The 25,905-nt window shown below is 38.4% G+C and carries 21 protein-coding genes; 3 read left to right on the forward strand and 18 right to left on the reverse strand.

What is annotated here, in order from left to right; translation table 11 throughout:
* Window positions 1–2: 2 nt before the first annotated feature.
* From PT285_RS09575 to PT285_RS09595, 5 genes are all read right to left on the reverse strand, one after another.
* On the reverse strand, window positions 3–494 hold the full coding sequence (locus PT285_RS09575; RefSeq protein ID WP_277150042.1) for a PTS sugar transporter subunit IIB: 492 nt from the start codon (window positions 492–494) through the stop codon (window positions 3–5).
* 14 nt (window positions 495–508) lie between these two features.
* Entirely contained in the window at window positions 509–895 is a 387-nt protein-coding gene (locus tag PT285_RS09580) for a PTS sugar transporter subunit IIA (protein WP_277150044.1), read from the reverse strand.
* A gap of 348 nt (window positions 896–1,243) precedes the next feature.
* Entirely contained in the window at window positions 1,244–2,851 is a 1,608-nt protein-coding gene (locus tag PT285_RS09585) for an ABC transporter ATP-binding protein (protein ID WP_277150046.1), read from the reverse strand.
* A 180-nt stretch (window positions 2,852–3,031) separates the two neighbouring features.
* Window positions 3,032–4,651, reverse strand: coding sequence for an ABC transporter ATP-binding protein (locus PT285_RS09590; RefSeq protein WP_277150048.1), 1,620 nt, complete (start codon window positions 4,649–4,651; stop codon window positions 3,032–3,034).
* Window positions 4,652–4,884: 233 nt separating this feature from the next.
* Entirely contained in the window at window positions 4,885–6,273 is a 1,389-nt protein-coding gene (locus PT285_RS09595) for an MFS transporter (protein ID WP_277150050.1), read from the reverse strand.
* A 139-nt stretch (window positions 6,274–6,412) separates the two neighbouring features.
* On the opposite strand from PT285_RS09595, the gene PT285_RS09600 reads away from it, so the two are divergent.
* Window positions 6,413–7,210, forward strand: coding sequence for a hypothetical protein (locus PT285_RS09600; RefSeq protein WP_277150051.1), 798 nt, complete (start codon window positions 6,413–6,415; stop codon window positions 7,208–7,210).
* Window positions 7,211–7,636: 426 nt separating this feature from the next.
* Complete coding sequence (locus PT285_RS09605) at window positions 7,637–8,755, forward strand: hypothetical protein (protein WP_277150053.1); 1,119 nt, start codon at window positions 7,637–7,639, stop codon at window positions 8,753–8,755.
* 137 nt (window positions 8,756–8,892) lie between these two features.
* Here the strand turns inward: PT285_RS09605 and PT285_RS09610 are convergent, their stop codons facing one another.
* The 8 genes from PT285_RS09610 to PT285_RS09645 form a co-directional block, all read right to left on the reverse strand.
* The gene (locus PT285_RS09610) at window positions 8,893–10,335 is read right to left on the reverse strand and encodes an FAD-dependent oxidoreductase (protein WP_277150055.1); all 1,443 of its coding nucleotides are present in this window, start codon (window positions 10,333–10,335) and stop codon (window positions 8,893–8,895) included.
* Between the two features lie 73 nt (window positions 10,336–10,408).
* Window positions 10,409–12,271 carry an FAD-dependent oxidoreductase gene (locus PT285_RS09615; protein WP_277150057.1) on the reverse strand — a complete coding sequence of 621 codons (1,863 nt, stop codon included), beginning with the start codon at window positions 12,269–12,271 and terminating at the stop codon, window positions 10,409–10,411.
* Window positions 12,272–12,311: 40 nt separating this feature from the next.
* Entirely contained in the window at window positions 12,312–13,523 is a 1,212-nt protein-coding gene (locus tag PT285_RS09620; protein WP_277150059.1) for a nitrate/nitrite transporter, read from the reverse strand.
* A 29-nt stretch (window positions 13,524–13,552) separates the two neighbouring features.
* Window positions 13,553–15,037 (reverse strand): FAD-binding protein, encoded by a 1,485-nt coding sequence (locus tag PT285_RS09625; protein WP_277150061.1) that lies wholly within the window; start codon window positions 15,035–15,037, stop codon window positions 13,553–13,555.
* A 398-nt stretch (window positions 15,038–15,435) separates the two neighbouring features.
* Window positions 15,436–16,620, reverse strand: coding sequence for a MalY/PatB family protein (locus PT285_RS09630; protein WP_277150063.1), 1,185 nt, complete (start codon window positions 16,618–16,620; stop codon window positions 15,436–15,438).
* Between the two features lie 34 nt (window positions 16,621–16,654).
* On the reverse strand, window positions 16,655–17,983 hold the full coding sequence (locus PT285_RS09635; protein ID WP_277150065.1) for a Na+/H+ antiporter NhaC family protein: 1,329 nt from the start codon (window positions 17,981–17,983) through the stop codon (window positions 16,655–16,657).
* A gap of 22 nt (window positions 17,984–18,005) precedes the next feature.
* Entirely contained in the window at window positions 18,006–19,205 is a 1,200-nt protein-coding gene (locus tag PT285_RS09640) for a MalY/PatB family protein (protein WP_277150067.1), read from the reverse strand.
* 12 nt (window positions 19,206–19,217) lie between these two features.
* Window positions 19,218–19,559 (reverse strand): Rid family hydrolase, encoded by a 342-nt coding sequence (locus tag PT285_RS09645; RefSeq protein WP_277150069.1) that lies wholly within the window; start codon window positions 19,557–19,559, stop codon window positions 19,218–19,220.
* 168 nt (window positions 19,560–19,727) lie between these two features.
* On the opposite strand from PT285_RS09645, the gene PT285_RS09650 reads away from it, so the two are divergent.
* Window positions 19,728–20,372 carry a transcriptional regulator gene (locus PT285_RS09650; protein WP_277150070.1) on the forward strand — a complete coding sequence of 215 codons (645 nt, stop codon included), beginning with the start codon at window positions 19,728–19,730 and terminating at the stop codon, window positions 20,370–20,372.
* A gap of 256 nt (window positions 20,373–20,628) precedes the next feature.
* Here PT285_RS09650 and PT285_RS09655 read toward each other — a convergent pair whose 3' ends face one another.
* From PT285_RS09655 to PT285_RS09675, 5 genes are all read right to left on the reverse strand, one after another.
* On the reverse strand, window positions 20,629–21,537 hold the full coding sequence (locus PT285_RS09655; RefSeq protein WP_277150072.1) for a LysR family transcriptional regulator: 909 nt from the start codon (window positions 21,535–21,537) through the stop codon (window positions 20,629–20,631).
* Window positions 21,538–21,691: 154 nt separating this feature from the next.
* Window positions 21,692–22,912, reverse strand: a complete 1,221-nt coding sequence (locus PT285_RS09660) for a nitrate/nitrite transporter (protein WP_277150074.1) — start codon at window positions 22,910–22,912, stop codon at window positions 21,692–21,694.
* Between the two features lie 149 nt (window positions 22,913–23,061).
* A complete protein-coding gene (locus PT285_RS09665) occupies window positions 23,062–23,946 on the reverse strand; it encodes a LysR family transcriptional regulator (protein WP_277150076.1) in 885 nt (294 codons plus the stop codon).
* Between the two features lie 21 nt (window positions 23,947–23,967).
* Complete coding sequence (locus PT285_RS09670; RefSeq protein ID WP_277150078.1) at window positions 23,968–25,392, reverse strand: aryl-sulfate sulfotransferase; 1,425 nt, start codon at window positions 25,390–25,392, stop codon at window positions 23,968–23,970.
* Window positions 25,393–25,407: 15 nt separating this feature from the next.
* A complete protein-coding gene (locus PT285_RS09675) occupies window positions 25,408–25,710 on the reverse strand; it encodes a co-chaperone YbbN (protein ID WP_277150080.1) in 303 nt (100 codons plus the stop codon).
* Window positions 25,711–25,905 lie beyond the last annotated feature (195 nt).

Genomic DNA, 25,905 nt, shown 5'->3' on the forward strand with positions numbered 1-25,905 from the left:
TATTACTTCCTATTCTTATTGTATTTATTTATCACATCGTCTATTTCCATCACCGGTTCTGAAGGAAGAGTATTAAAATAAATTCGTTTACAACTATTTTTTATTTCTTCTAAAAGATTAATATCATTTTGACTTACAGAGATACCTGGCAAAATAGTAACTGAATCATTTTCTCCTCCAAGGCCACCAATTTGTAGTTCTTCAATATTAAAACCATTATTAATTAGGTCATACGCTGTTTTAACATCTTTTAATATAATCAAGATATTCCCATCGCCCAAATCATCTTTATTAGCGATAGCTTGATCTACATGTAGAATGTCAACACTAACTTCAGAAGGTGCAGCCATTTCATAAATATCTGACATAAAACTGTCAGATGCCAACTCGTTATTAATAACTATAATATGATTAATATTTTTTTGCTTGACCCACTTTGTTACAACTTGACCATGTATCAAGCGATAATCAATCCGAATTAATTTTACATTCATTTTTATTCCTCCAATTATTTAGTCAATATGTGAAAGCTGTCGTCATAAATCTTTTTACAATTATTCAAAATTTCGTCGTTACTTTTTTCTTGAGATATACTCTCAACAATATAAATTAACATTGGCATACTCATTCCAGTAAATCCCAAAAACCCATACTTTTTTATTAAAGCAGTAGATACATTTGAAGGAGTGCCACCAAATATATCCGTTAAAAATATAATATTGCCTCCTATCTCGTTGATCTTTTTTTCAATCGTTCCCATGTAACTCTCCAACGAAACCTCCTTTTCTAATGGAAAGGTATAGATATTATCAATAACCCCATAGATAAACTCTGCGCTATTTACTAGTTCTTGACAAAAATTTCCATGACTTAACACAAAAATGCTAGATTTCATTTTTTCACTTCCTTAATTTTTAAAATTTATTACCCACAAATTTAATAGCAAGTTTCGTACCAACTGTTTTTTCCAAAAATAATCAACTAAAATACTGATATATCAAGAAATAATTACAATAATTCAAAAAACTAAATTACTGTGTTAATCTGTGTCAAAAAAGGTAAATTTCTATATATGCTTATTCGTGATATCAACATACATATTTAAACTTATTTTTTTAAATTGAAATTTAAAAGTTAGAAATTGAATACTTAAAAAACCAAATTCGACAAGGAATTTGGCTAGTTTTATTGCTTTTAAGTCTCACTTACAAAAACAAAAATAAATATAAATATAACTTTTAGTCTATACTTCTTTCAAAGTCTGATCCGCAAGCACATAATGGTTAAAGTTGTAATGTTTCATTTCCTGTTCATCATAATGGTGTGCCACCTCAATTACTGTACACTGAAGCTCATGAATGACTGCTCTAACTTTGGTCGTCATCTTTGGATCCAAAGCCGAAGTTGCTTCATCAAGCAGAATAATTTTCTTATTGAACAAAAGTGCCCGCGCGATTTCCACTCGCTGTCTTTGACCGCCGGACAGATCCTTGCCCGCTTCACCATAGGACTTATTCAAGATATCCTGCCCTAACTCAGCAAGCAAACCAACTTTTTCTAAGACAGCAAGGCATTCTGCATCGGTAAAATCTTCACCTAACGTCAAGTTGAAACGCAGGGTATCATTCAGTAGATATGGGCTCTGCTCAATATAGGCAATCATGCCGGATTTAAGAATATTGGTAATTTTAGTTTTGCTATCCTGCAGATAAAGCTGGCCGTTTGTCGGCTTAATAAAACCCTGAATCAAGTTAAGAATGGTCGACTTGCCGGCACCGGATGCCCCAGTAATTAAAACCTTCTTACCAAAGGGAATGGTTAAATTTAGGTTGGCAATAATCGGTTTATCCGCATCGTAATTGAAAGCAACATGATCAAAACAAATTGCCGGTTCAGCAGCTGCTGGAATTTCTGGCTGCTGGGTAAATTGAATGACCTGTTCCTGTAAAGTATCACGCACATTTTTGGTTGTCTTCATCCGGTTCAGGTCTTCGGCAACATTTCTCAGCGGCCCCACCACGCGGTCACTTGCCATAAAAATCGCAATTAAAGCAGCTGGTGTTGTTTGCCCTTTGCCAATCAAAAAGGCGCCAAAGCCGATCGGTAAAATATAGCTAATCGTCGAAAAAATTGCCGTGACAAAAAGGGCCACGGCCTGCCAGTCATTCATCGTCTGGTAAGAAGTCTCCACTTGATCCAAGTAATGATCCGCATCATGAAACAGCGACTTTTCCGCCAGATAGGTTTTAATCGTGTGCATCCCTTTGAACAAATCCGTCACTTTGCCTAAAAAGGTGCTGCTGTCTTTTTCCCATGTCGCTGACGACTTAGTTAAAACTTTGCCAAAGATTTTGGGTACAAGCATCGGCAAGAGCGAACAAACAATAAATAAGAGACCCACCGGCACATTTAGCGCAAAAATATAAATTGCCGAAACCAGCGCCATTAATAAGTATGAAAGCAGTTCAAAAATCAGGCTAAAATAATTGGTTTCAACCAGCTTAAAATCATTAAAAATTTTCGAAACGTTAGCCGACGCATCATCATTAAAATTCGGCTGCATTAACTGCTGGTACAAAAAGTTGCTCTTTAAATTCACATTCATTCTTTTAACGGCATGATTGAGTAGCCCTTGTTTTAGCGACATCGCCAAATAAACAATTGCTAGCGCGGCAAAACTTAATAATGCATACTTAATAACTTCACTTGCCATAGAATTACGGTTGAAGCTAGTGATTCCAGAAAGAATTTGTGCCAGCACCACGCCATCAAATGACGAAATAAAGGTGGTCAGCAAGATTGCAATAATCAGCCAATTTGGCAGCCACTTGATAATTGTTTTAAAATTCATATTTTCTCCCTCTCAGTTATCTAATCTTTGTTTTATTTAAAACTAATTTTTAAGAAAGCACAATAGAATTTTACCAAGTGGTCAATTTTGCTGGCTAAGTGGTAGCCAAAAGCTAGGTAAAAGAAAAAAGCCAACATCTACAATCAGAATAATTGAAAATGATCAGCTCAATTACGTTTTTTACTTTTCTATTTCTGTCAGGTCACCATTATTTAACCGCCACTGCCGAAAACCAAATTTTTCTGCCTGCTCCGCACCCATGTGGTGCGAGATCATCACCACCGTCTTATCAATCTTGGCCAGCAAATTTTCCACTTGAAAGGCATTCTTGGGATCCAAATTAGCATCAATTTCATCTGCTAAAATTACCTGCCTGTCAAAAGCAAGTGCCCGTGCGATTTCCAACCGCTCACGCTGTCCACCAGACAGATTGCTGCCGCCATCTTGACAAAAATAATTCAACGGATCACTGCCTAGTTCATGGTCAAGGCCAACTTCTTTCAGGCAAGTAAGCAGAACCTTATCAGGAAAATCGAGTCCTAATCCCAAATTAAAACGAATCGTTTCGTTAAAGACATACGGCGCCTGCTGAATCAGGGCAAACATATTCGGATCAGCCGTTTGTTCATCTTGACCATTTACTTGATAAATTATTTGCCCACTTGCGGGACGGAATGCGCCCATTAACAAATTAAAAATGGTGCTCTTCCCCATCCCCGATGCCCCGGTCAGGAGAATTTTGTCGTTTTTATTGATCACAAATGACGCATCTCTAAGAATCTGTTTGCTCCCAAAGGCAAAGTTGACTTGTTTACCGAAAATTTGGTTTAAAACCAGTGTTTGATCTTCAGCACTATGAATCTCATTGTCTGTTTGAGCTCCTTTTTCAAATACACTTTCAATTTCTTCTCGTAAAGACTTAGTTGTTTTGACAGAGGCCACGCCATTAATTGCCTCCCTTAAAGGCTGCATTATCTGGTTGCTCGCCAAATACATTGAAGAAATAATTGAAGCATTAACTTCTTTATAGGTTATCATCAAATAAAAACCTAAACTAATCGGGACAAAGGTGGCCACTAACGACCAGAGCCAAGAAATCAGCTGGACACTCATTCGTGAATTATTCATCGTGCGGTAAGAATCTTCTGTTGCAAACAACTGCCGTTTGATTTTTTCATATGCTGGCTTAAATGCATGATAACGGAGCAAGGTATCCCGGCCGCCCATTAAATCACGCAATTTTTCAACAAAACTGCTGTTATTTTGCGACCACTTCTTAGAGCGTCTTGATAAGACAATTTGAAAAAGGTTGGGAACAAATAATTGCGGAATTACCAAAACAATAAAAACGATTCCCAGCAGCAAATTGAGTTTTAAAACAAACAACGTTGAAAAAAGTGCCATACAAAAATCTAAAATAATTTGGACAATTAAGGTAAAGTAGTTGGTTTCAATTAATTTGAAATCATTAATCAGAGTTGAGATTTCCTTATTAGTATCAATTTTTTGAAAAGTTGCTTTGGCGATATATTCTGACTTTAAGTTGGTATTAAGCAGATAAACCACGCGATTTTCAATTCGCGAAAACAGCCAAATTGACACGTAAACGATAACAAATGCCGTTAATGAAATAATTACAAAGCGAACAAATTGTGTCACAGTAGAGTTTTGCGAAAAATTCGGCAAATACCCGATGACGGCGGAGTTAACAACACCTTCAAATGAACTCAAGACTAAGGTAACCAACAGCAGAAGCAGCAGGCTCTTAGGCACAAGTGAAACCAATTTTTTCAAATTCATACTTTAAATCTCCATAGCAAGTTACGCTTAATCTTTTTACCAATACACTTTAATAATATCATTTACCAATAATTTGTAAATAATTAAAAATTAGTTAAAAATAAAAAGTATTACTTATCAGTAATACTCAAATTATTTCTTGAACTTATTCATTTTTGTTCTCAAAAACTTCTTTCATCACTTGCTCACGCGATACGATTCCTGTCATGTGTTTAGTTTCTTTTACCTTTTTATCAACGATTTTTTCCAGTCTTGCTGCCATATCTTTCTGCTCCAACATTTACTAAGCAAAGAACAAAAGCAATTATTGCAATCACCATTAATAGCAGCATCACTGCACTAAAACCAGTCAGTGTTCCTGCTGCCAAATTTCCTGCCTGCTTCTGAGCAACACCCATGATCGAAGCAGCGACAGCTGTTCCCACCGCGCCCGAATACGGCTGAACCGTCATATAAATGGCGTTGCCATCATTTGCCACCCATTTATCTAATTTGGACAAACTCAATGTCATAATATTGCCATAGCTCAGGCCAAGCCCCACCATAAAAATAATGTAGGTAAGAACTGCACTAACAGATGACGGCCGCATAATTTTCGCCAGCACAAAGGCACCGATAATAATGCCGATACCAGCGATTATCGGCAAGCTCTGGCTCACTTTATCGTAAATTATTCCCGCCACAATCGACATGACCGCATCAATCACCGCTGCTGGCAAGACCAGCAAGCCGGTAGCCGCAGAAGACTCGTTAAAGGCTAACTGTAAGGAATTAGGAATTAGATATGACATGCTGAGGGACATTAGTTGCAATAGAAAAAATGCCAGCAAGAAAAAAACAAATTTCCGCTTTTTAAATAAATTAAGGTCAAGAACGGACTTGGTGCTTTTTTTCTCAGCAGCAATGAACATCAAACAGCTGCCTGCAACAAGAACGAGCAAGGCAACCAGTTCGCCTACCCCCGCACCGGACGTTAGGCCAATAACCAATAATAATGAAGAAACTAGAAAAATTGCCAGCATTATGCCGCCCGTTAAATCAAAAGGAACTCTTTCCAGCGGCTTTTCCTGCCTAATGCTTATTTCACCCAGCAGCCAAGCAAAAATAATTACGGGAACGATCAAAGCAAACAAATAATTCCAAGCAAAATACTTTAAAATTATTCCGCCGTAGACCGGTCCAACTGCAGGAGCAAATGCAATTACCAAATTTCCTAATCCCATAAAAGTGCCAAGCTTGGATTTAGGCGCCTGTTCCAAAATCAGCGAAAACATCAATGGCAGGCAAATACCATCAGCAACTCCCTGCAAAAGCCGGCCGCAGAGCAAAATACTAAAATTGCGCGTAAAAGCAGCACAAAGCGTACCAAGCAAAAAAGTTACAGCGGCAACACGAAACAGACTAATTGCCCGGAATCTTTTTCGTAAAAAGGAACCAAAAGGAATAATTATTGTTGAAACCAGCATATAACCCGTGGTCAGCCATTGCACCGTACCGGCAGAAATTTTGAATTGCTGCATCAGCTGCGGAAAGGCGATGTTGAGGGAAGTTTCAATGACGATTCCTAAGAAGCTAAGCAAGCCAATCGCCAAAATCGAAGCGACTAATTTATTGTTTTTCAAAAGAAGGCTCCTTTCCTTTGCTAGTAAAAATTATAGCATAGCATCTTCAGCAGCTCGTCAAATTCATAATAGTAGCCTATAATATTTTTATCAATAAAGCTTTATATCATAATTTACCAAAATTTTGAAAGAAGTCCGCATGAAGCACTATAAATCACCCCTACCAAAATTGAAGAAATTAATTTTAATCACTATTTTGCTCTTTATTTTGTTCTTTCTGGTTATTCCGTTTTTCACGTTTTCTAATCACAATAAGAACCGCGATTTATCATATAAAGATAACGCAATTACAGAATTAAAAAAACCAGCCGGAAAGCAGGCGGTTCTCAAAAAGCTGCGCAGATATCATTGGTTAAAAAAGAATTACGCTAAATCTGTTACCCTTAACTACTCTACCGCTAGGGTATACAGTGATTGGTATCACGCCATTGGCCCTAATTTCAGCATTCAGGGTTACATAAACAACGACCCCGGCCTAAAAATTGAGATCGTCAAAGGCGATAATAGTGATCACAAAACCGATAGCAGAGACTTAACTAGTGGCAGCTTTAAGATTAACCATCATCAATTTTGGCTACATATTACGTCCGAAAAATTGTACTTGCAGAGATTTTATTATAAAATTACAAATTCACAACGGCTTGAAGCCTACGCTTACCATAATAAGCAGAGTTTACAAAAAATAATTAGTCAGTTTGCTTGGAAAAAAACTGATTTTGTCAAAAAAATCAATTTTGATTACGATACTGCCATGGATGACATTAATTATGGAAATATTATTAACGGCTATATAAATGGTGATAAGGAGCTAGCTTTTTCAGTCGGACTAAGTAAAAGTCCAAAGGTTTACATTTTGAATAAAAACGGCAATCTTTGGTCAAAAAATGTCCAAAAAACATACAAGTGGAAAAAGAATGATTTTGTAGTAGCAACTTAAATCAAAGCAAAACTTAAAGATTACCCACATTATCATGCAAACGAAAATAGTGACGATAGCGTTGGTAATCTTGAACATGATCGCATTGACGTTTACCTAGAAAATAGCGATGACGTTTATCGAAAAATCTTTGCTAAATATCATTGGAAAAAACCTAACTTTGTTGAAAGTTTTGACGTTTACAGCAGCCCTGTTGATAAAAAGGCTCACAGGGCCATTGGCTCTATTAACCAAGATGATTCACTGAAATTTTACAGTCGTTTACGTAAGATCAAAACTTCCTACGGTTATGACTACATCGTGGATCCCAACGGTGTCACTTTGTCCAAGAAATTAAAAAAAGAGCTTAAATAATTAATCACAACGCCTATTTGATTACAGCAAAGCGCTGCCTAACAATTTGCAAAAATTTTGAAAGAAGTCTAAATGAAGCACTTTAAATTATCCGCGCAAAAATTAATTTTAATCACCATTTTGTTCTGCCTAGTTATGCCGCTTTCTGCTTGTGATAATAGCCGCGATTGGGCTTATAAAAATAAAGCAGTTACAGAATTGAAAAATCAGACTGGCCAGCGGGCGATTCTCAAAAAATTGCGCAGTTATCACTGGTTAAAAAAGAATTACGTTAAATCCGTTACCCTTAACTACGCCACAGCTGAAGTTTTTAGTGACTGGTATCATGATATTGGCCCCAGTTTTAGCGTCACGGGTTATATCAACAATGATCCCAACTTAAAGATCGAAATTGACAAAGACAAAAGCGATCCTTATACCGGAATTAATGATTCGACAAGCGGAAACTTTAAGGTCAAGCAGCAGCAATTTTGTCTGCATATCATATCCGAAAAATTGCACTTGCAAAAGTATTATCGCAGAATCACCAACTCACAGCGGCTTGAAGCCTATGCTTATCATAATAAGCAAAGTTTACAAAAAATCATTAACAATTTTGCCTGGAAAAAACCTAATTTTGTCAAAAAAATTAATTTCCGCTATGAAACCGCCGCCGATAGTGGTGCTTATGGCAACGTCATTCAAGGCTACCTAAACGGCGATGAGCACTTGGCTTTTTCAGTCGGGCTAAGGAAAAGCCACCAGTATTATTTTCTAAACAAAAATGGCAACTTATGGTCGGAAAATGTCCAAAAAATATACAAATGGGATAAAGATGATTTTGTGGTTGCACCACAAATCAAGGCGGAATTAAAGGATTATCCAGACTATCATGTGGATGAATATAATAAGTATTCAATTGGGTATCTGTCTCATGATCGTGTAGAAGTTTGCTTGGAAGATAGTGATGATGTTTATCAAAAGATTTTTGCCAAATATCATTGGAAAAAAGCCAATTTTATTAAAAGAATTGATCTCGACAGCTACTATCTTGATAAAAAGACCCATCAGGCCACCGGCTACATTAATCAGGATAATTCACTAAGGTTTTCCAGCCGTTTACGTAAAATCAAAACTTCTTATGGCTATGACTACATTGTCGATCCCAACGGTATTACTATGTCCAAAAAACTGAAAAAAGAACGCAAATAATTAACGAGTTAAATTTACAATCAAAAAGACTAATCAAGCTAATAACCAGCCTTTAAATGATTTTCAGCTATCAAAAAATCCCGTAACCAGTTAAGTTACAGGATATTTTTATATTATTTCCTAACATCAAAAATTAATCAACCTTTGACAATCGCCTGAACAGCATTCCTGCCGGAAAAGATACAATAACCAGCATGCGTTCCGGGAACATTGACGCCGTAAGTGTCACCGTAAAGAACAGCGGAGCCGTCACTGCCAATTGCATAGAGACCGGGGATTGGCCGCCCTTTCGCGTCCAGAACCTGATTATCAATATTGACGCGCAGGCCGTCACCAGTTGTATAGGCCCCAACACCTAATTCAACCGCATAAAACGGACCATCCCCAGCAACCGGGAGCATGTACTTAGCAGGCTTATGAAAATCTGTATCCTCACCCTTAGCCGCCATTTCATTGTAATGCTTAACGTATTGCGGCAGGTTCGGTGTGTCAATTTCTTTAGCCAGTTCCTCAATCGTTGCCGCCTTGTGCAGAAACTTGCGGCCGTCCTTTTCCGCTTGCTCGATATCCGCACGCAGGGTTGGGTAGCGATCTTCCGGCACCATCGGTTTCATCGAACGCGGATAAGCTTTATCGGTAAAATCATCCAGAATTTTTTGACTGAAAATACAGAAAACTCGGTCCTGACGGTTCATGGCGTTGCCTTCGTTGGCCCAGTTAACAACACAGGCTGCCTCATTAACAAAGCGTTCACCAAGTTCATTCACCCACATTTGCGGCTGATCACAAACCGAGCTCCACAGTGCCGTGCCCCAGAGCTTAAAGGCCGGAACCGTTTTATCCTTTAGCTGACCACCAAACATCATTGACATTCCGGTAAAGTATTTTTTGGCACCTAAATCCCAGGCTAAACGCAAACCGTCACCGGTACTTTTGCCGGAATTAACCGGAATCACGTTGTCCGGATTTTGGTGCGGCGTCTTGCCGAATAATTCCGTGTCATTTAGGTAACCGCCGGCTGCCAAAACCACGTTTTTGGCATTAACTATTTCAGATGTACCATCTTCAACCTGGGTTAAAGTCACATCATAAGTATGATCATCTTTAGGTGTAAGTTTAGTGACCCGCGTCAAGGTTTTAACTGCCAAGCCCTTTTTAACTGCATACGGTTCTAAGCCCTGATGAATCGCATCGTGGCCCTTACCCTTAAAGAGGTGCCAGGTACGGGCGCTGGTCCCCATATTGACCACCATCCAAAATTTAACGCCGTGCTCCTCGAGCCAAGAAACATTTTTACCGGCTTCGGCAATATATTTTTGCCACATTCTGCCGTCACCCTTGTAGTGCGAGTAATTCAGCTCTTCTTCCAGTAATTCCTGCTTATCAATCACCGCATTGTCTTTTTTCTGCATTTCGGAATCAGCAGCAAAAACACCTTCGACATAATTACCGGTGCCGCCGGTGGTGTGACCCTTTTCAACCAGCAAAGTTTTTAGATTGTTGTCCACGGCCTCGGTTGCCGCCGCAAATCCGGCAAGACCGGCACCGACAATCACAACATCATATCTTTCTTCTGTCATAATTTACCTTCTTTCTAGTAAAAAACACGTACAAATCACAATTTTGTTAATCCGTACATGTTTTTTAATCTAATTACTTATCCTTAACAGTTTCCGCTGCGTCAATTCCGGCTAAACGTCCTGAAATGTAAGCAAAACCTAGGGTCCCGCCTTCAAAATCAACGTAGGCCTTGCCATACATCCCCGAGGCATCGGCACCGGTTACGTATAAATTAGGAACCGGCTCGCCCTCTGGCGTTAAGGCATGCATTTTTTCATCAATCGTGGCACCGCCAAGCGTGCCCAAATTGCGGGCAATATATTTAACAGCATAAAACGGACCTTGTTCAACCGGAATCATCCGTTTGGTATCGGAAAAGAAGAGGTCGTCTTCACCGCTCTTTTTCGCACCGTTGTATTGCACAACCGAATTTTGCAGATTATCCTTGTCAACACCCATCTTGTCTGCCAATTCGGCAATTGAATCAGCAATGAAAACAACATTGGTTGGTTCAAGTTTATTCAGCAAAGCTGTAAAATCGGTCTTTTCGTGTTCCCGCTTAATGTTTTCTTCGGTATCGGTCGGGTAATTGAACTCCATGTAAAATTCACGGTGGTTCTTCCACTTATCATAGTGGGCCTCAATTGCCGCCGTGCCGCCCTCTTTGATTTTATCAAGCATTGCCTGATCAAAAATAACGTACTCAGTCTGCTTAGGCTGCTCCGACAATTCGGCACCGTGAACAGCAAAGTCCAAAGCGTGGGTTTCACTTGCATAACGCTGACCGCGATTATTGACCCGCAGGTTCGGGAAATCACCCAGGGCATTCATCGGCATCCAGCCTGGTCCAACCAGCTTGACCATGTCACCAATATCTTCATTGCTGAAGGTCTGCCAGAAGTAGTGGGTCGAGCCGTTAAGGTGGTGGGCCGTTCCGGCATTCCAGGCCATGTTCAAGCCGTCACCGGTATTTTGCAGAACCTGTCCCTGGGTGCTGACATCACCCAAATATTCCTTGCGCATCGCTGGATTACCGCCAAAGCCGCCGGTTGCAATGATGACTTTTTTAGCATGAACTTCCAGTTCACTGTCATCGCCCTGTGCAAGAAGGCCGGTAACTGCACCAGCAGCGTCCTGCAACAACTTTTTCGCAGCAAAACCAAAGTACATCTTGCCGCCGATTGACTTAAATTTTTCAATCAGCTTCGTAATTGCCTTGGTGCCGCCTTCTTGATAGCCGTGCAGGGTTGCAGGCATGCCAATGTGGTCATAACTGCCGCCGGTTCCGGCATCAACGAGCTTCATGATACAGCCGTTTTCGTTCAGCCAGTCAACCGTTTTGCCGGCTTCATCAATAATGCGGCGAACCAAAATGGAATTCATGTAGCCTTGCGAAGCATCCATGTATTCGTGATAGAGCCACTTCTTGGAAACAACCTTATGCAGGTCTTTCTGCTGCTGGCTGTCAGCTGCAAACATTCCGCCAGCAAAAGTCCCGGCGCCAAGCGGTGAGATGGTCTTTTCCAGCAAGGCAACACTTGCGCCGTGCTGCTGGGCAGCAAGGGCTGCAGCCGCACCGGCAGAACCGGCACCGACAACCGCAACATCAACAGTGATGACTTCTTTAGCAGAAGCAGCACCCTGGGCGCTGTTTTCCTTTAAGGCAGCAAAGTCAACATCTGCCTTGGTCAAGGCATCCTTAACTCCCGCAATAATTCCGCGCGAGGTCTCCGAAGCTCCCGAAACTACATCGACGTCCACTGATTGCTGGTTAACAATTTTCTGCGCCATCTTTTTAAACGTATTATCGGCCAAACTGTCTGGGGCAAAATTATTCAGCGCCTTAACGCTATTAATTTTGTCCTTGTTCAGATCAACTTCAACGTTAATCTGGTGTTCCTTGCCTTGGCCTGAGCCGGTGTATTTACCCGGTTTTGACGTGATTTTCTTTAACATACTCATAAATTCCTTTTTAGTAAAAAATCGACAACCATAACTATTTTCTATTTCTGTTCGGATCCGGCAACATGATCATGAAGATCGAGGTTAAAGCAAAGACCACACCTTGAATGATAAAGATCAGCAGGTAATTTCTTCCGGAAATAGCAGAAATAATTACTGGAACACAATATGAAAGAAGTAGTGAAACAGTACCAACTAACCCACCAGCAGAACCAGCATACTTAGGCCCAATTTCTGGGAAAGTAATCGGCATCGCCTGCATAATTGGGCCGGTCATGGCGCCAAGAAGGCCACCAATCACCAAGTTAACAGTCAAAACTGAACCGGTCAGGTACCAAGTAATTGCCATGGAAAGTCCGCCTAAAACAGTGATGAGCACCATTAATGGCTTAGCCCGCTTAGGTTTATTAATCACTGCCGGGCCAAAGGCACTACCGAACATACTGCCGACAGTCGCAACCGCAGCAACAAAGCCCGCTTGTCCCAGCGTCATTCCTTTGGCAACAAAGGCTTGCGGTAAAACACTTGAGAAGGCTTCACTAGCACCCATGCCACAGCCAACACAAAGAGCAACAATCCACGTATTCTTACTCTTAGCGGCATTCTTGAAGAAACTGAATGATGATGCAGACTTATCAGCCTGAACTTCCTGCTTGGGAATCTCTTCACCTTTAGGTGTGTCCCTAACAAATAATATCCAGCAGACAGCTAAGATAAGTAACACGACTGACGAAAAGATATAAGCTGATTGCACACTCGGAAACATCGGCCCTGTAATTTGGGAAAGCATAATCCCGACACTCGCTGAGGCAAAGAAAATGCCCATAGCAAAATTAGTATCTTGCTTAAACCAAGTACCAAAAATCTTCAGCGTATTGGCATTCAATAATGCCATATACACACCAAACATCAGCAGCATGATCATCATTGTACCGAAGTTCTTGGCCCACAGACGGCCAAACGCACCGATAACAGAGATTATCAAGCCAACTGTCACAATTTTCTTAGCCCCGAATTTATCAGCCAGCGTTCCCGCAGGAATACTGAGGAAAACCGCAATCAGCATGGGCGCCATTGTCAAACTGGAAAATTGCGCCATCGAAATATGCAATTCTGGCATAATCTGCGTTGCTAGCGCGGAAATCTGAAATTGAACGTAACTGCTGATGACATCAAGCAGTGCTGCAATCGCCAAAATCACCCAGCGATAATTCGAAAGCTTCGGTAATTGTTTTTGTTGATCCATCTTTTTTTAAAACTCCTTTTTATTTATCATTAATTTTCTGCAGCAGATTGACCAGCCAAGCGCCCAAAAGTCTGAGCGTGGCTGCAGGTAAGACCCGGAACCCGGTCTGGGTAGCTGCCCCAGAAGAAGCCGCCGCTGGCATTACCAGCTGCATACAGATGCGGAATGGCGTGGCCCTTCTTGTCAATTACTTCCATCTTGGTGTTGATCCGTAAACCGTCTAACGTTGCTAGCAAACGCCCGCCAAAAATCACGCCGTAATACGGACCGTTTTCAACTGGAAACAGCCGGAATTTTTCTTTACCCAGGTCAGTATCTTGGCCCTGACTGCACATCTTGTTAAATTCCTTGACAGTCGCAGACAGTTGGTCTTTGGGCAAGTTCAGCTTTTCAGCTAATTCTTCAATTGTGTCGGCCTTCTGCACCATACCGTCATCAATCCGGCGCTGAATTTCTGCCTTATTTTCTTCAGTATTATAAATGCCGGGGAAGCCTAAACGCGAGCAACCCTGGGTTCTGAATTGTGCCAAATGATCCATGGTTTCTTCCGACCAAATTGCGGCCTCAAGGTAGCCCGGCTGCTTAGCAGCGGCGTTGGTGTCAAATTGGTAAGGAACACTCTCATTCTCGAACCGTTCACCATTCAAATTAACCTTAAGCAGCGGGTAGGCACCCATCCAGAAATAGCCATTGTCCTTGAAGTCAATCACGTAATGGTCTTCTGCATCAGTGCCAACAGGAACTGCCCCGCGATCGAAGATGATTTCGGCTGGTTCCTCATCACGAGCCGCGCCCACTTTTAAACCGGCTAAAATACCGGAACCGTCGTCACGCGGGCCATCTGAATAAACGTTTTTCTTGTAGCCAAGCGGATCCCACTTCTTCATCAGTTCCACGTTGGCGCCGTAACCGCCGGTACAAATAATAACACCTTTACTTGCCTGGTATTCAGTTTTTGCTCCGGAGTTCCGGTCACTGGCAATGATCCCCGTCACTTTGCCGCCAGCATCAGTTACCAGCTCTTCCAGCTTGGTATTGTACTTAAGGGTTACGCCCAATTCCTTGACCTTGGCAATCATCCAGGCACCGTAATGTGCCCAATCGTCTTCCGGTGTGGCCAGTGCCAATTCGGTATTGAAAGCCGTGTTGACAATTGTTTCGTAGTGTGAATCGGGCTGCGTTTTAAGAACTGCCCCATGCGGCTTCATAATGTTGTCTTCCAGCCAGTTCGCCGTTTCATCGGTATGGTTGGCCCACGTCCAGAGCAGACGCTCATCAACATTTCCTTGATAAAACAATGTTAAAAAGTTCATTAACTTAGCTTTGTCAACCTTAATTCCGGCTCTTCTTTGCGCATTGCTGTCTAATGCAGCAAAGAATGAACGAAATAGGTACTCTGAACTGCCCATTTTATCAATCAACAAGACCTTGGCGCCCTTTTCTGCGGCTGCCATTGCTGCCATCGCACCGGCATTGCTGGCACCGGCAACAACTACATCATAAGTTTTTTCCATTTTGCTTCCTCACTTCATTTACAAAGGTTGCATTTTTCATCCGCATTTAAGATAACATAATTAAAGTGAATCTTTGCACTAAATCCAGAATCAAGCATTACTAAATGGAATGCTGCAATAAAAAAGCACATCACGCTTACATTTATCAGTAAACAGCAATGTGCAAATTAAAAAACATTTTTAAAATTTTATTAACAGTCCTTATTTCCTGTAAAACTTGTAACGGTTTTTATGATTTATAATATAGTTTCTGTGATTAAAAAGCATTCTTTACTTTTATTAGCATGATAATAATTGTCAGCATATAATTACTGTCCAATCATAAAGCTAGCAGTAAAACTATAATTAGGGTATCCTCACTTCTTAAAAATGATCTATTTTAAATATAGACTTTTTGTTTATTCAGCTACAGCCGAAACAATATTATCAACAGCAGCTTTAACATATCTTGGATCGGTTGCCATATTTAATCGTACAAAGCCCAAATATTTCTCACCAAATTGTTCGCCATAATCTACTGCTAAATGACATTTTTTTACAACAAAATCATGAACTTCATCCAGAGCAACATATTTTCTTAAATCAATCATTACCAAATAGGTTCCTTCTAAGTCACAAACTGTAATCTTAGGTGCTCTATTTCTCAATTCTTTCTTTAAATAATTATAATTGTCTTCAACGATTTCTAAAACATGTGCAAGCCATGATGATGCATATCTGTATGCCGCTTCAGTTGCAACAACTCCCATTTCATCTACTTCTGTTCTATTAATAGCATGAGCTAGTTGATCATATTGCTCCATTAATTTTTGGTTTGTAATAATAATATGTGAATGATTTAAAGCAGCTAAGTTAAAGCTCTTGGAGCCAGAATTTAAAGTAACAAGATTATCTCGATATTTACCATTTGCCACAGTTGCAGAAGGTATAAACTTGTGTCCTGATAACACTAAATCTTGATGAATTTCATCAGATACAACTAATACATTATGCTTTTTACAAATTTCTAAAACTTTAGCTAACTCATCTTCAGTCCATACTCGTCCTGCAGGATTGTGTGGCGAGCACTGTAAAAACATCTTTACATCATTATCGACAATTGTTTTTTCAATATTATCATAATTCATTGAAAAATGACCCTTATTATCGTAATTCAAATCAACTTCTACTAGATTACGACGGTTCTTCTTAATAACATCTGCAAATGGATAATAAACTGGACTTAAAATCATAATGGATTCACCAACTTGTGTAAAGGCATTTACACAATATGCTATACCTGTAACTACTCCAGTTGAAAATCTAATCCAATCTTTCTTTATTGGAAAATTATATCTTATCTCCATCCAATCTGAAAATGCTTTGTAGTAACTATCAGGCACTATCGAATACCCCATTGGCCCATGGAGTACACGCTGAATCATAGCATCCGTAACACGTTGTGCTGGCTTAAACTCAGTATCGGCAATCCACATTGAAATTAAATTTGAATCACCATATGTATCTTTTAATGTATCCCATTTCATCGAGTTTGTATTATGTCTATCAACTAAATATTCATCTAAAAATTCTTGTTTATTCATTATATTTTCCTTTTTTTAATTTACTTAATACTATTCATTTGCTATCAGATTTTTTATTTCCTATTCCAAATTGGATCATCACAATAACTACTACTATAACAAGTACAGGATAATATGAATATTTCATTAAATCTAAATATGAAACATTTCCATATTGTCCTGCTAACAATACACTGCTATCATATGGAATTAACGATAATATTGCACTTGCCAACACAGTTAACAAACTGGCTACTCTTGTAGAAGAGATATAATAAATTTTACGTAATCGATCTGCAATTGGAGCAGTAATAATAACAGCTACTGTATTGTTTAATGTAGAACCTGAAATAAAAGCAGTCAAAAAAGTTATCAGATACTCACAACCTTTAGAGGTTTTAACTTTACTTTGCATTGTATTCACAAGCCAATCAATACCGCCATAATATTCAATCAATTGAATTAAGCCAGAAATAAGGCAAGAGAATACTACTAAAAAATACATTTTTTCCATACCAGAACCTACAGATTTAGTTAATTCAAAAAATGAAATATTTCCGTTTATGATTCCAATTACTCCAGTCGAAATAATTCCCAGCATTAACGTATAAACTACACTTAATCCAATTATTGAAGCTACAATAATTATCGCATATGGTAAAATGTTGAGTAAATTATATCCTCTATGTATAGTTTCAATAGTAGAACCATTCCCACTAACTAATGCATATAAAATTATCGTTAGAATAAAAGCTGGCATTACCGTTAAAATATCATATTTTACAACATTTTTAATTTTTGCATTTACTTCACTAACTGCGCAAATTAAAGTACTTGAAATGAAAGAAGTAGAGTCACCAAAATATGCTCCTGCAATTGCTGCAGCACCAGCCATTGCAACATTTAAATGTGCACTATTTGCTAATGCAACTGCAACTGGAATAACAGTTACTTGAGTTCCTAAAGATGTACCAGTACATGTAGAAATAATTACAGCTATAATAAAAATACCCGGTACTAAAAAATGTTGTGGAATATAATTTATTCCCATATTTACAATAGCTGATTGGGCACCAATTTTTTCAGCAGCAGCCTGAAAACCACCTGCTAATAAAACAATCAGAGCTAAGGTCATTACACCTTCTCTACCGGCTCCTTTGGTATAAATAGTTATTTTTTTATCTGTTGCCGTTTTGCGGTCATAACAAAGCAATGCAAATCCAATTGCAGCGGCGGCAGCCACACATCGAGGCATCATATCGAACGGATTTTCAGCGCCCTTAATTGTAAAAAAAATTCCAATTCCAACATATAAAATTAAAAATATAAGTAACGGAATAAAAGCCCAACCTTTATAATTCTTCTCCGATCTTGATTCATTCATCGCCTTTTCTCCTGATATAACTCTAGTTTCTCAATTTTTTAACTGCTTTTGTCAATCGTTCCATAGCTTTTTGTAACGTAGCTTGCGGACATGCGATATTAATTCGCTCAAATTGTGAACCTGCTTCACCAAACATGTAACCATCATCAAAAAAGAGAAATGCTTTTTGCTTCATAAATTTATTTAGTGTTTGATAATCACTAAAGCCTAGGCCTGTACAATCCCACCATTGTAAATATGTTCCTTCCATTGGTAAAACTTTAATTTCAGGTATATTATTTCCAATATAGTCTTCTAAGTATTGTCTATTACTATCTATCACTTTAAGCATTTCATGATACCAAGGTTCACCTTTAGAATAAGCAAGCTGTACAGTTTGTAATCCCATCAAATTTACTGGCATACCACTATCGCCCTTTCGGCGTTGTTGATCTTCGAACAGATTTCGTAAATATGGATTTTTTATAATAATATTAGCAGCCTGCATGCCTGCTGTATTGAATGTTTTACTTGGTGCTGTACATATAACCGAGTTATCCGCAGCATTTTCAGAAATAGTAGCATACGGTGTATGTATACTTCCAGGCATTAACAAATCACTATGAATTTCATCAGACAAAACTAAAACTTTATTTGTTAAACAAATATTAGCTATTTTTTTGAGTTCTTCCTTAGTCCATACTCTTCCTACAGGATTGTGTGGGCTACATAAAATTAACATTTTAACATTAATATCAGATGCTTTTGCCGCAAGATCAGTAAAATCTATTGTATATTTTTCGCCGTTAAATTTTAATGGGCTAGTAATAATCTTCCTATGCGTATAATTAATTACATCATAGAAAGGATAGTAAACAGGCGTCATTATTAGAATACTGTCTTCAGGCTTTGTAAAAGCTTTGATTGATGTAACAAGAGCCGGAACTACAGAACCATTCGGAACTATCCACTCTTTTTTTATTTGCCAATTATGAATTTTTTTCATCCATCCTATTACTGCATCATAATAATCATTAGTTGGAACTTCATAACCTAAAATTGGATTATCTTCCAATCTTTGTTTTAATCCATCGAGTATTTCTGGTGCTACACTAAATTCCATATCCGCTACTGATAAAGGTGAAACGTCATCAGGTAAATTCGGATTTTGCTGACTCATCTCATCCCATTTATATGAGCCCTTTCCCTTACGCGAAATACAAGTTTCAAAATTATATTTCATTTAATTAGTACCTCAATCTTTCTTTAATATTGCATCAATTTCTACACTGACTCCTTGTGCCAATGCAACAACCTGTAAAGCACTACGAGCCGGTTTTCTTTCATCAAAAAATTCATTGTATGCATCATTAACTTCAGATAACTTGTTTATATCAGTTAAAAATAAGGTGGTTTTTACTATATTGTTTTTATTAAGTCCCTCTTTTAAAGCTACTTTTTCAATTTCTCTTAAAGATTCTAAAGCTTGATTATGGTATGAACCTGCTTTATCAGTCTTTCCTTGTTCATCGATAGGAAGTTGGCCTGAGACAATAATCAGGTTATCCACACTTCGAACATTTTCAAATGCTGCCATAAAATTCCCTTCTTTTTTAATATGCATGCTTTTGTTGTAAGCGCTATATTGCAATTGCAAATATAATTTATCACGATAATAATTTATTGTCAATATGATTAATAATATTCTTAACGTAATTGTTTTTTATCAAGTCAACGCGTAAAATAAATATAAGGAGCTATTGTAATGGACCAATATAAGAAAATATTTTTAAAAGATTTAGCTGAATTTCTTGGCGCAGCTTTAGGAAAAGACTATGAAATAATTATTCATGCAGTTGATAAAAATGGAGAGAACGCACATGTTATCGCTTTAGTAAACAGTAATATTAGTGGACGAAATTTTGATTCACCTTTAACGAATTTGGCCTTAAAAATGATTAAAAATAAAGAGTATGAGAAATATAATTATAAGGTTAAATATTTAACAACTACTAAAACTAATAATGATATCGTTGGTGCAACTTTCTTTATAAAAGATAAATTAGGAAATTTAGAAGGACTATTATGTATTAATCATAGTATCTCCAACATAAAACGTGCCATAGTAGATTTGTTAAATTCTTTAGATATACCTAATTTATTAAATAATAAAGATGATAAACCTTCTTCAGAATCTTTATCCAATTCAATTGAAGATATTATTTACTCTGTAATCAATCCTAATTTAATCAATTCTGACATAATCATTAGTCCTGAGAAAAAGCAAGAAATTATCGGTAAACTTTATCAAAATGGTGTTTTTTCTATGAAAGGAGCTGTTTCAACGGTAGCAAAAATTTTAGGTATTTCAGAGCCAACAATTTATCGCTATCTTAAAAATTTCAAATAAACAAAATTACTTTTTAAAAAAACTAATCTGAACCTTGAAAGTAAAGTAATTAGCTTCGAAGTTTTATCATGACTAAATTATCTTAATAGGACAAAATTAAAATTTATAATCTATAGAAAACTGTGGCTGTGATTTAAAAGAATTAAGTTACAAATATGATATTAGGGCGAATAGTAAGTTATATTTTATTTTTATAGAATAAAAAGGCAGCAGATCATAAAAATTGATCTACTGCGCTTTTTACTTTTTATCGTTATTAACAGTCCTTATTTCCCGTAAAACTTGTAACGGCTTTTTTATAAGCACTAATAATCGGTGCAATCTCAATTTGACTGTCGGTCAAGGCCATGTGGGCAATGCCATACGGGGGAATCTCCCCATAATCAAAGGGCACGTGGATAATTCCCGGTGTTTGGTAATCAGCAATGAAATTCGGCAATAAGCCAACACCCCAGCCTGCCTTCACATAAATACCCATGGCAAAGAAATCCTGAACAAATTTGATTTTTTCAATGCCTAGTTCCGGAATCAAAAAGTTTTGGAACTTGGCCTGAAAACTTAACGAACCGTTGGGATCAATCATAAATAGGTCCTGTCCCTTTAAATCATTCATGCTAATCATTGTTTTTTGCGCTAATGGTGACCCTTGGGGACAGGCAATCACAAAGCGGCCGGGAATTATCGGCTCAAATTCAATATCGGCAACGGAATCAACACTATCACGGGCAATGAAGCACAGATCAATATGGTGGTTCAGCAGTTCGGAAATGGAATTATTCAAGGCAAAAACGAGCTGCACGTCTAATCTGCTGTCCGCCTTCTTCAGATTATCAAGAAAAAGCGGCATGATTTTTTGTTCTAATGGCGTGTTACAAAAGCCGATTTTTACCAAATTATCGGTTTTACCTTTTTTACTCTGCAAATAGGCAATCGTGTAATCCATATCATCAACAACATTGCGTGCAACTTTATAAAAATATCTGCCGGCATTGGTCAGTGAGATGCGGTGGTGCGCGCGGTTAATCAACGGCACACCAATCGTGTTTTCTAGGTCCTTAATATTTTTAGAAACGGCCGACTGCGAAAAATTCAGCCGCTCAGCAGCAATCGTAAAACTTGAATTATCAATTGCACTAATAAAACAACGTAGTTGCGTAAAGTTCATTTTCAGCCACTTCCCTTAATTACTAGTTTATCATTATCATACTTACTAGAAAACCACTTATATATAACTTGCTAGATTATTTAGCTCCAACTTCAAAAAAAGCGTTCTAAAATAATAGACCGCTTTATACATATTTATTTTTCAATTGCTAAGATCACTGTACATGATTAGCATCCGGTAAAAGCAGAATAAAGACCATCGTGCTAGCCGTTAGTATTGCCTGAATGGCAAAAGTAATAAGGTAATTTTGTCCCGCAATCGCTGAAATAGCAACTGTAACTACATATGACAATAATAATTGAACTGTGCCGACTAAGCCGCCAGCACTGCCAGCATATTTAGAACCAATTTCTGGAAACTCCGCAACCATACCCTGCATCAACGGCCCATTAGCAGCACCAAATAAGCCGCCGATTACTAGGTTAGTCACCATCAAACCGCCCGCTGGCATAAACCAAGTAATGAAGATAGAAATGGCAGCAACAATTCTCGTCAACACCATAAACGGTTTTGCTCTATTTAACTTATGGGTAACAGCGGGTGCAACTAGTGAGCCAATCAAACTTCCTATTGTTGCAACAGAAGCAATCGCTCCTGCCGACGCAACGGCAATTGCCTTACCATTAATCAAGGCTTGCGGCAAAATACCGGTAAATGACATCGTTGCCGCCGAACCAATTCCTCCAGAGATACCAACAAGCCAAGTTTTTTTGCTTTTGACAACAATTTTCAAATATTTAGTAACAGGTTCGCCTTTAGGAACAACTTCACCTTTCGGTGTATCTTTAACAAAAATAATCCACAAAACCGTTAGAACTAACAAGACAGTTGAAGAAAAAAGATAAGCGGCATTAACACTGGCAAACAACGAACTCGTCAACTGAGACAACGTAATTCCTACACTAGCTGAAGCAAAAAAGATGCCCATTGCAATATTGGTATCCTGTTTAAACCATGTACTAAAAATTTTAATTGTATTGGCGTTAAGAAGTGCCATATAAATGCCAAACAGCATCAGCATTAACATCATACTGATAAAATTGTGGGCAACCAGCCGGCCATAAGCACCAATTACTGAAACGATGCAGCCGACGGTCACAACGCGTTTAGCACCAAATTTATCTGCCAACATCCCACTAGGAATGCTTAAAAATACAGCAACCAGCATTGGTGCCATTAATAAACTAGAAAATTGCGCCTGTGAAATATGTAGTGCTGGCATAATTTGGGTAGCTAAGGCAGATATTTGAAATTGGACATAATTGCTGATCATGTCCATCAACGCAATAATACCAAGAATTACCCAGCGGTAACTTGATAGCGGCGGACGTTTCCCTTCGTTCATAAGTTTAACCTCTCTTTTTTGTTCGTTCATAATTACCTTCCTCACTTAAAATGCTAAAATTAGAAAATTTTTTGTTTTTCAAAATAGTCAAAAGTTATGATTATATTAATTGTAAAACTGCAAAAAGAAGGATCTAACCCAATAAAACTTAGAATTAGATCCCCTCATCATATTGAATTTTAATAGCTATCAAGAATAGATTGTTCAATGACTGAACAAATTTTTTTATCTAAACTTGTGACATTATTCTTAGCAGGATAGATCAGCTCAAGAGGAACAGTTTCTTCTTCTTTTAAAGGAATTATACAAATTTGACCAGAAACAAAATAATTATTCCCAATTGATGCCATTTCCGGCATTACTGTATATCCGCGATTATGTGCAACCGCGTTAAAAATAATATCCCGACTTGATAACACATATTGTTGTTTATGCTCTGCCCAATTTTTATAGCCATTAAGAACAAAACAAGTTAAACCTTTGACATCTTCTTTACCAATAACTGCCTTGCTTGCTAGTGGACTATCCTTTGCCGCATAAACCCGTAAAGGAATATCTAGCAGCTTCTTATGCTGCAGGTGCATTTCTGTAACAATCGTATCGAACAAAGCTGCATCATCTTTACGCTTGCTGCATAAAGCAATATCGACCTTGCCATCGCGTAAGCGTTCTAATAATTCCCGCGGCCGTAGCTCTTCTGGAGAAATTTCCAATTTTGGAAATTGTTGGTAAATCTTATTAATGATTTCCAGAAAAATTGTTCCTGAAACCATCGGGACAACTGCTAAATCAATTGCCCTGACATCTTCATTATTAATTGCGAACCGCTGCAACTCATCCACATCACGTTGAACTTTCTGAACAATGCTGTAAACTTTTTTACCCTTTTCTGTCAGCTTTACGCCCTTACGTGTACGTTCAAAAATTTGCAAACCCATTTCAGTTTCAAATGCCTTAATTGATTCACTTAAGGCCGGCTGAGAAACAAACAATTCACAGCTGGCTTTAGAAATTGAGTGACATTCAGCAACTTTGAGAAAGTATTGTAATTGGACGAGCTTCATTGGCTTAACCCCTATTACTAATTAAAGTTTATCAACACAAAAAGCTGAACCTTTACCATAACCAGCAGTACCCGGAACCGAAACGGTCACATCATCCTTAAAGTTAGGATTTTCAGCGCCCGGTACTTGGAAATCGGCAATTGCCGGCGGCGTGATTGCTTTCGGTTCTTCTTTAGTAAGCTGCGGAACCCACTCGTAAGGAACACGATAAGCACGATAAACCAAGTAATCATCAACATGTGGATAAATATATTCCCAAACAACTTCTTTATCTTTCGTAACTTCCAAGAAACGTCCTTCGGTCCCTTCGTCGATTAAGGTATTACCATTTGGCAAACGTTGTGCATCACTAACCAGTGGTGAATAGAAGTGGTGCTCATGAAATGGCGTTTTACTGTCAAAATCAGCGGTACCAAATGACCAGACAACTTCTAACGTAATTGGATTAAATTCAATCACTTTTGAGGTATCGACTCTCGCGGTCTTCATTCCCGTCTTTGAAGTTTGGTCAGGCAAACCATAGCCGGCCCAGCCACCATTATTAAAGACCATGATATTGCCTGCACCCGGCAAGCCTTTAGGAATCATATGAGAATGGTGCATCCCAACCAGTGGTCCAAGCATTCGCAAGGCAAGGGTTGTTGTATAATCAGGCCCTATTTGCCAAACTATTTTACCGCTTTCATGGTCAACAATCCACATAATATTTGCTTCACGCGAATCCATAATGATGTTATTCGGATTAAAGCGCTCATCGCCTTCATCATACCAATGATTTGGTCCCAAGTAGCTGGCACAATTAACGTGGAAAATATCTCCTTCACCATCCTTACCGCTTTGCTGAGTATTTGGATCACGGAACATGGCATTTTTTGCAATATTGTCTAAATGAAATTCACGGAAATGATCCATGATGTGCCATGACCACAATTCTTTGCCCGAGCGGTCAACTTCAAGCAGAACGTCTTCCAGCAACGACTGCGGTGAAATCTTCGCTTTTTTCACATTATTATGTGTTAATAGCAAAACCTTATTGAAATTATCTTTTGATTCTTGGCCTGGTACATAGTACCCCACCGGATTACCCTCTATTTGGTAATCGTGGTGCTGGCGGGCAACCCAACCTTTGCCTACGTCTTCATCAGTAACTTCTTGATTATGATTAAAACTCCAAATAGTTTTACCATCAAAATCTACTTCAGTTAGGTCGGCATAATCTTGGTACGCAGCATAACGATCGCGGCAACGCAATGAACCAAAAATTTTGCCGCCCGGAACCATTTTATTCGGGAAACCCTGAAAATCTTTCCACTCATGGACAACCTTACCTGACATATCAATTAAAACTGCCCCAACGTCTGACGCATTGAACAATGTATAGCCGCTCCATGTTTTATCTGGATTGTACCTAACCGTTCCTGTTGGATAAACACTTATTCCCATCATTTTCTCCTTTACTAATTAAGAAAGCATATCAGCATATTCATCTTCATCATGATTGCCGCTCAGTCGTTTAACCGGTTTACCGTCATCAAACAAAATGACATGGGGCACTCCCTTCAAACGCAGTTTAGCCTGCAGACCCGGACTCTCCTCGACATCAACGTTGTAAAACGGAATATTCGGGAACTCGTCATCTAGGTCTTCAATCTTAGGATGTACCTTTTGACACACCGGACAAGTCTTGCGTGAAAACAAAATCAAGCATTTTTGACCGTCGTCTTCAACGACTTCATCAAAATACTCAGCATTAATCGTCTTCATAATTTGATTCTTCCTTTCAATATTATTATTTTCTTCACAATTAAATTTTAATACATAAGTAAGAGATTTATCTCATATCAAAAACTTATGTTATATAAAAAATACATATGGTATAAGAATATTTCAAAAGTTATATCCTTAACGTAACAGTGAAATATTTTATTTTTTAGTATTTATTATTTATTAAGGAGAAAA

The organism is Lactobacillus sp. ESL0791, from assembly GCF_029433255.1.
In the GTDB taxonomy this organism is placed as follows: domain Bacteria; phylum Bacillota; class Bacilli; order Lactobacillales; family Lactobacillaceae; genus Lactobacillus.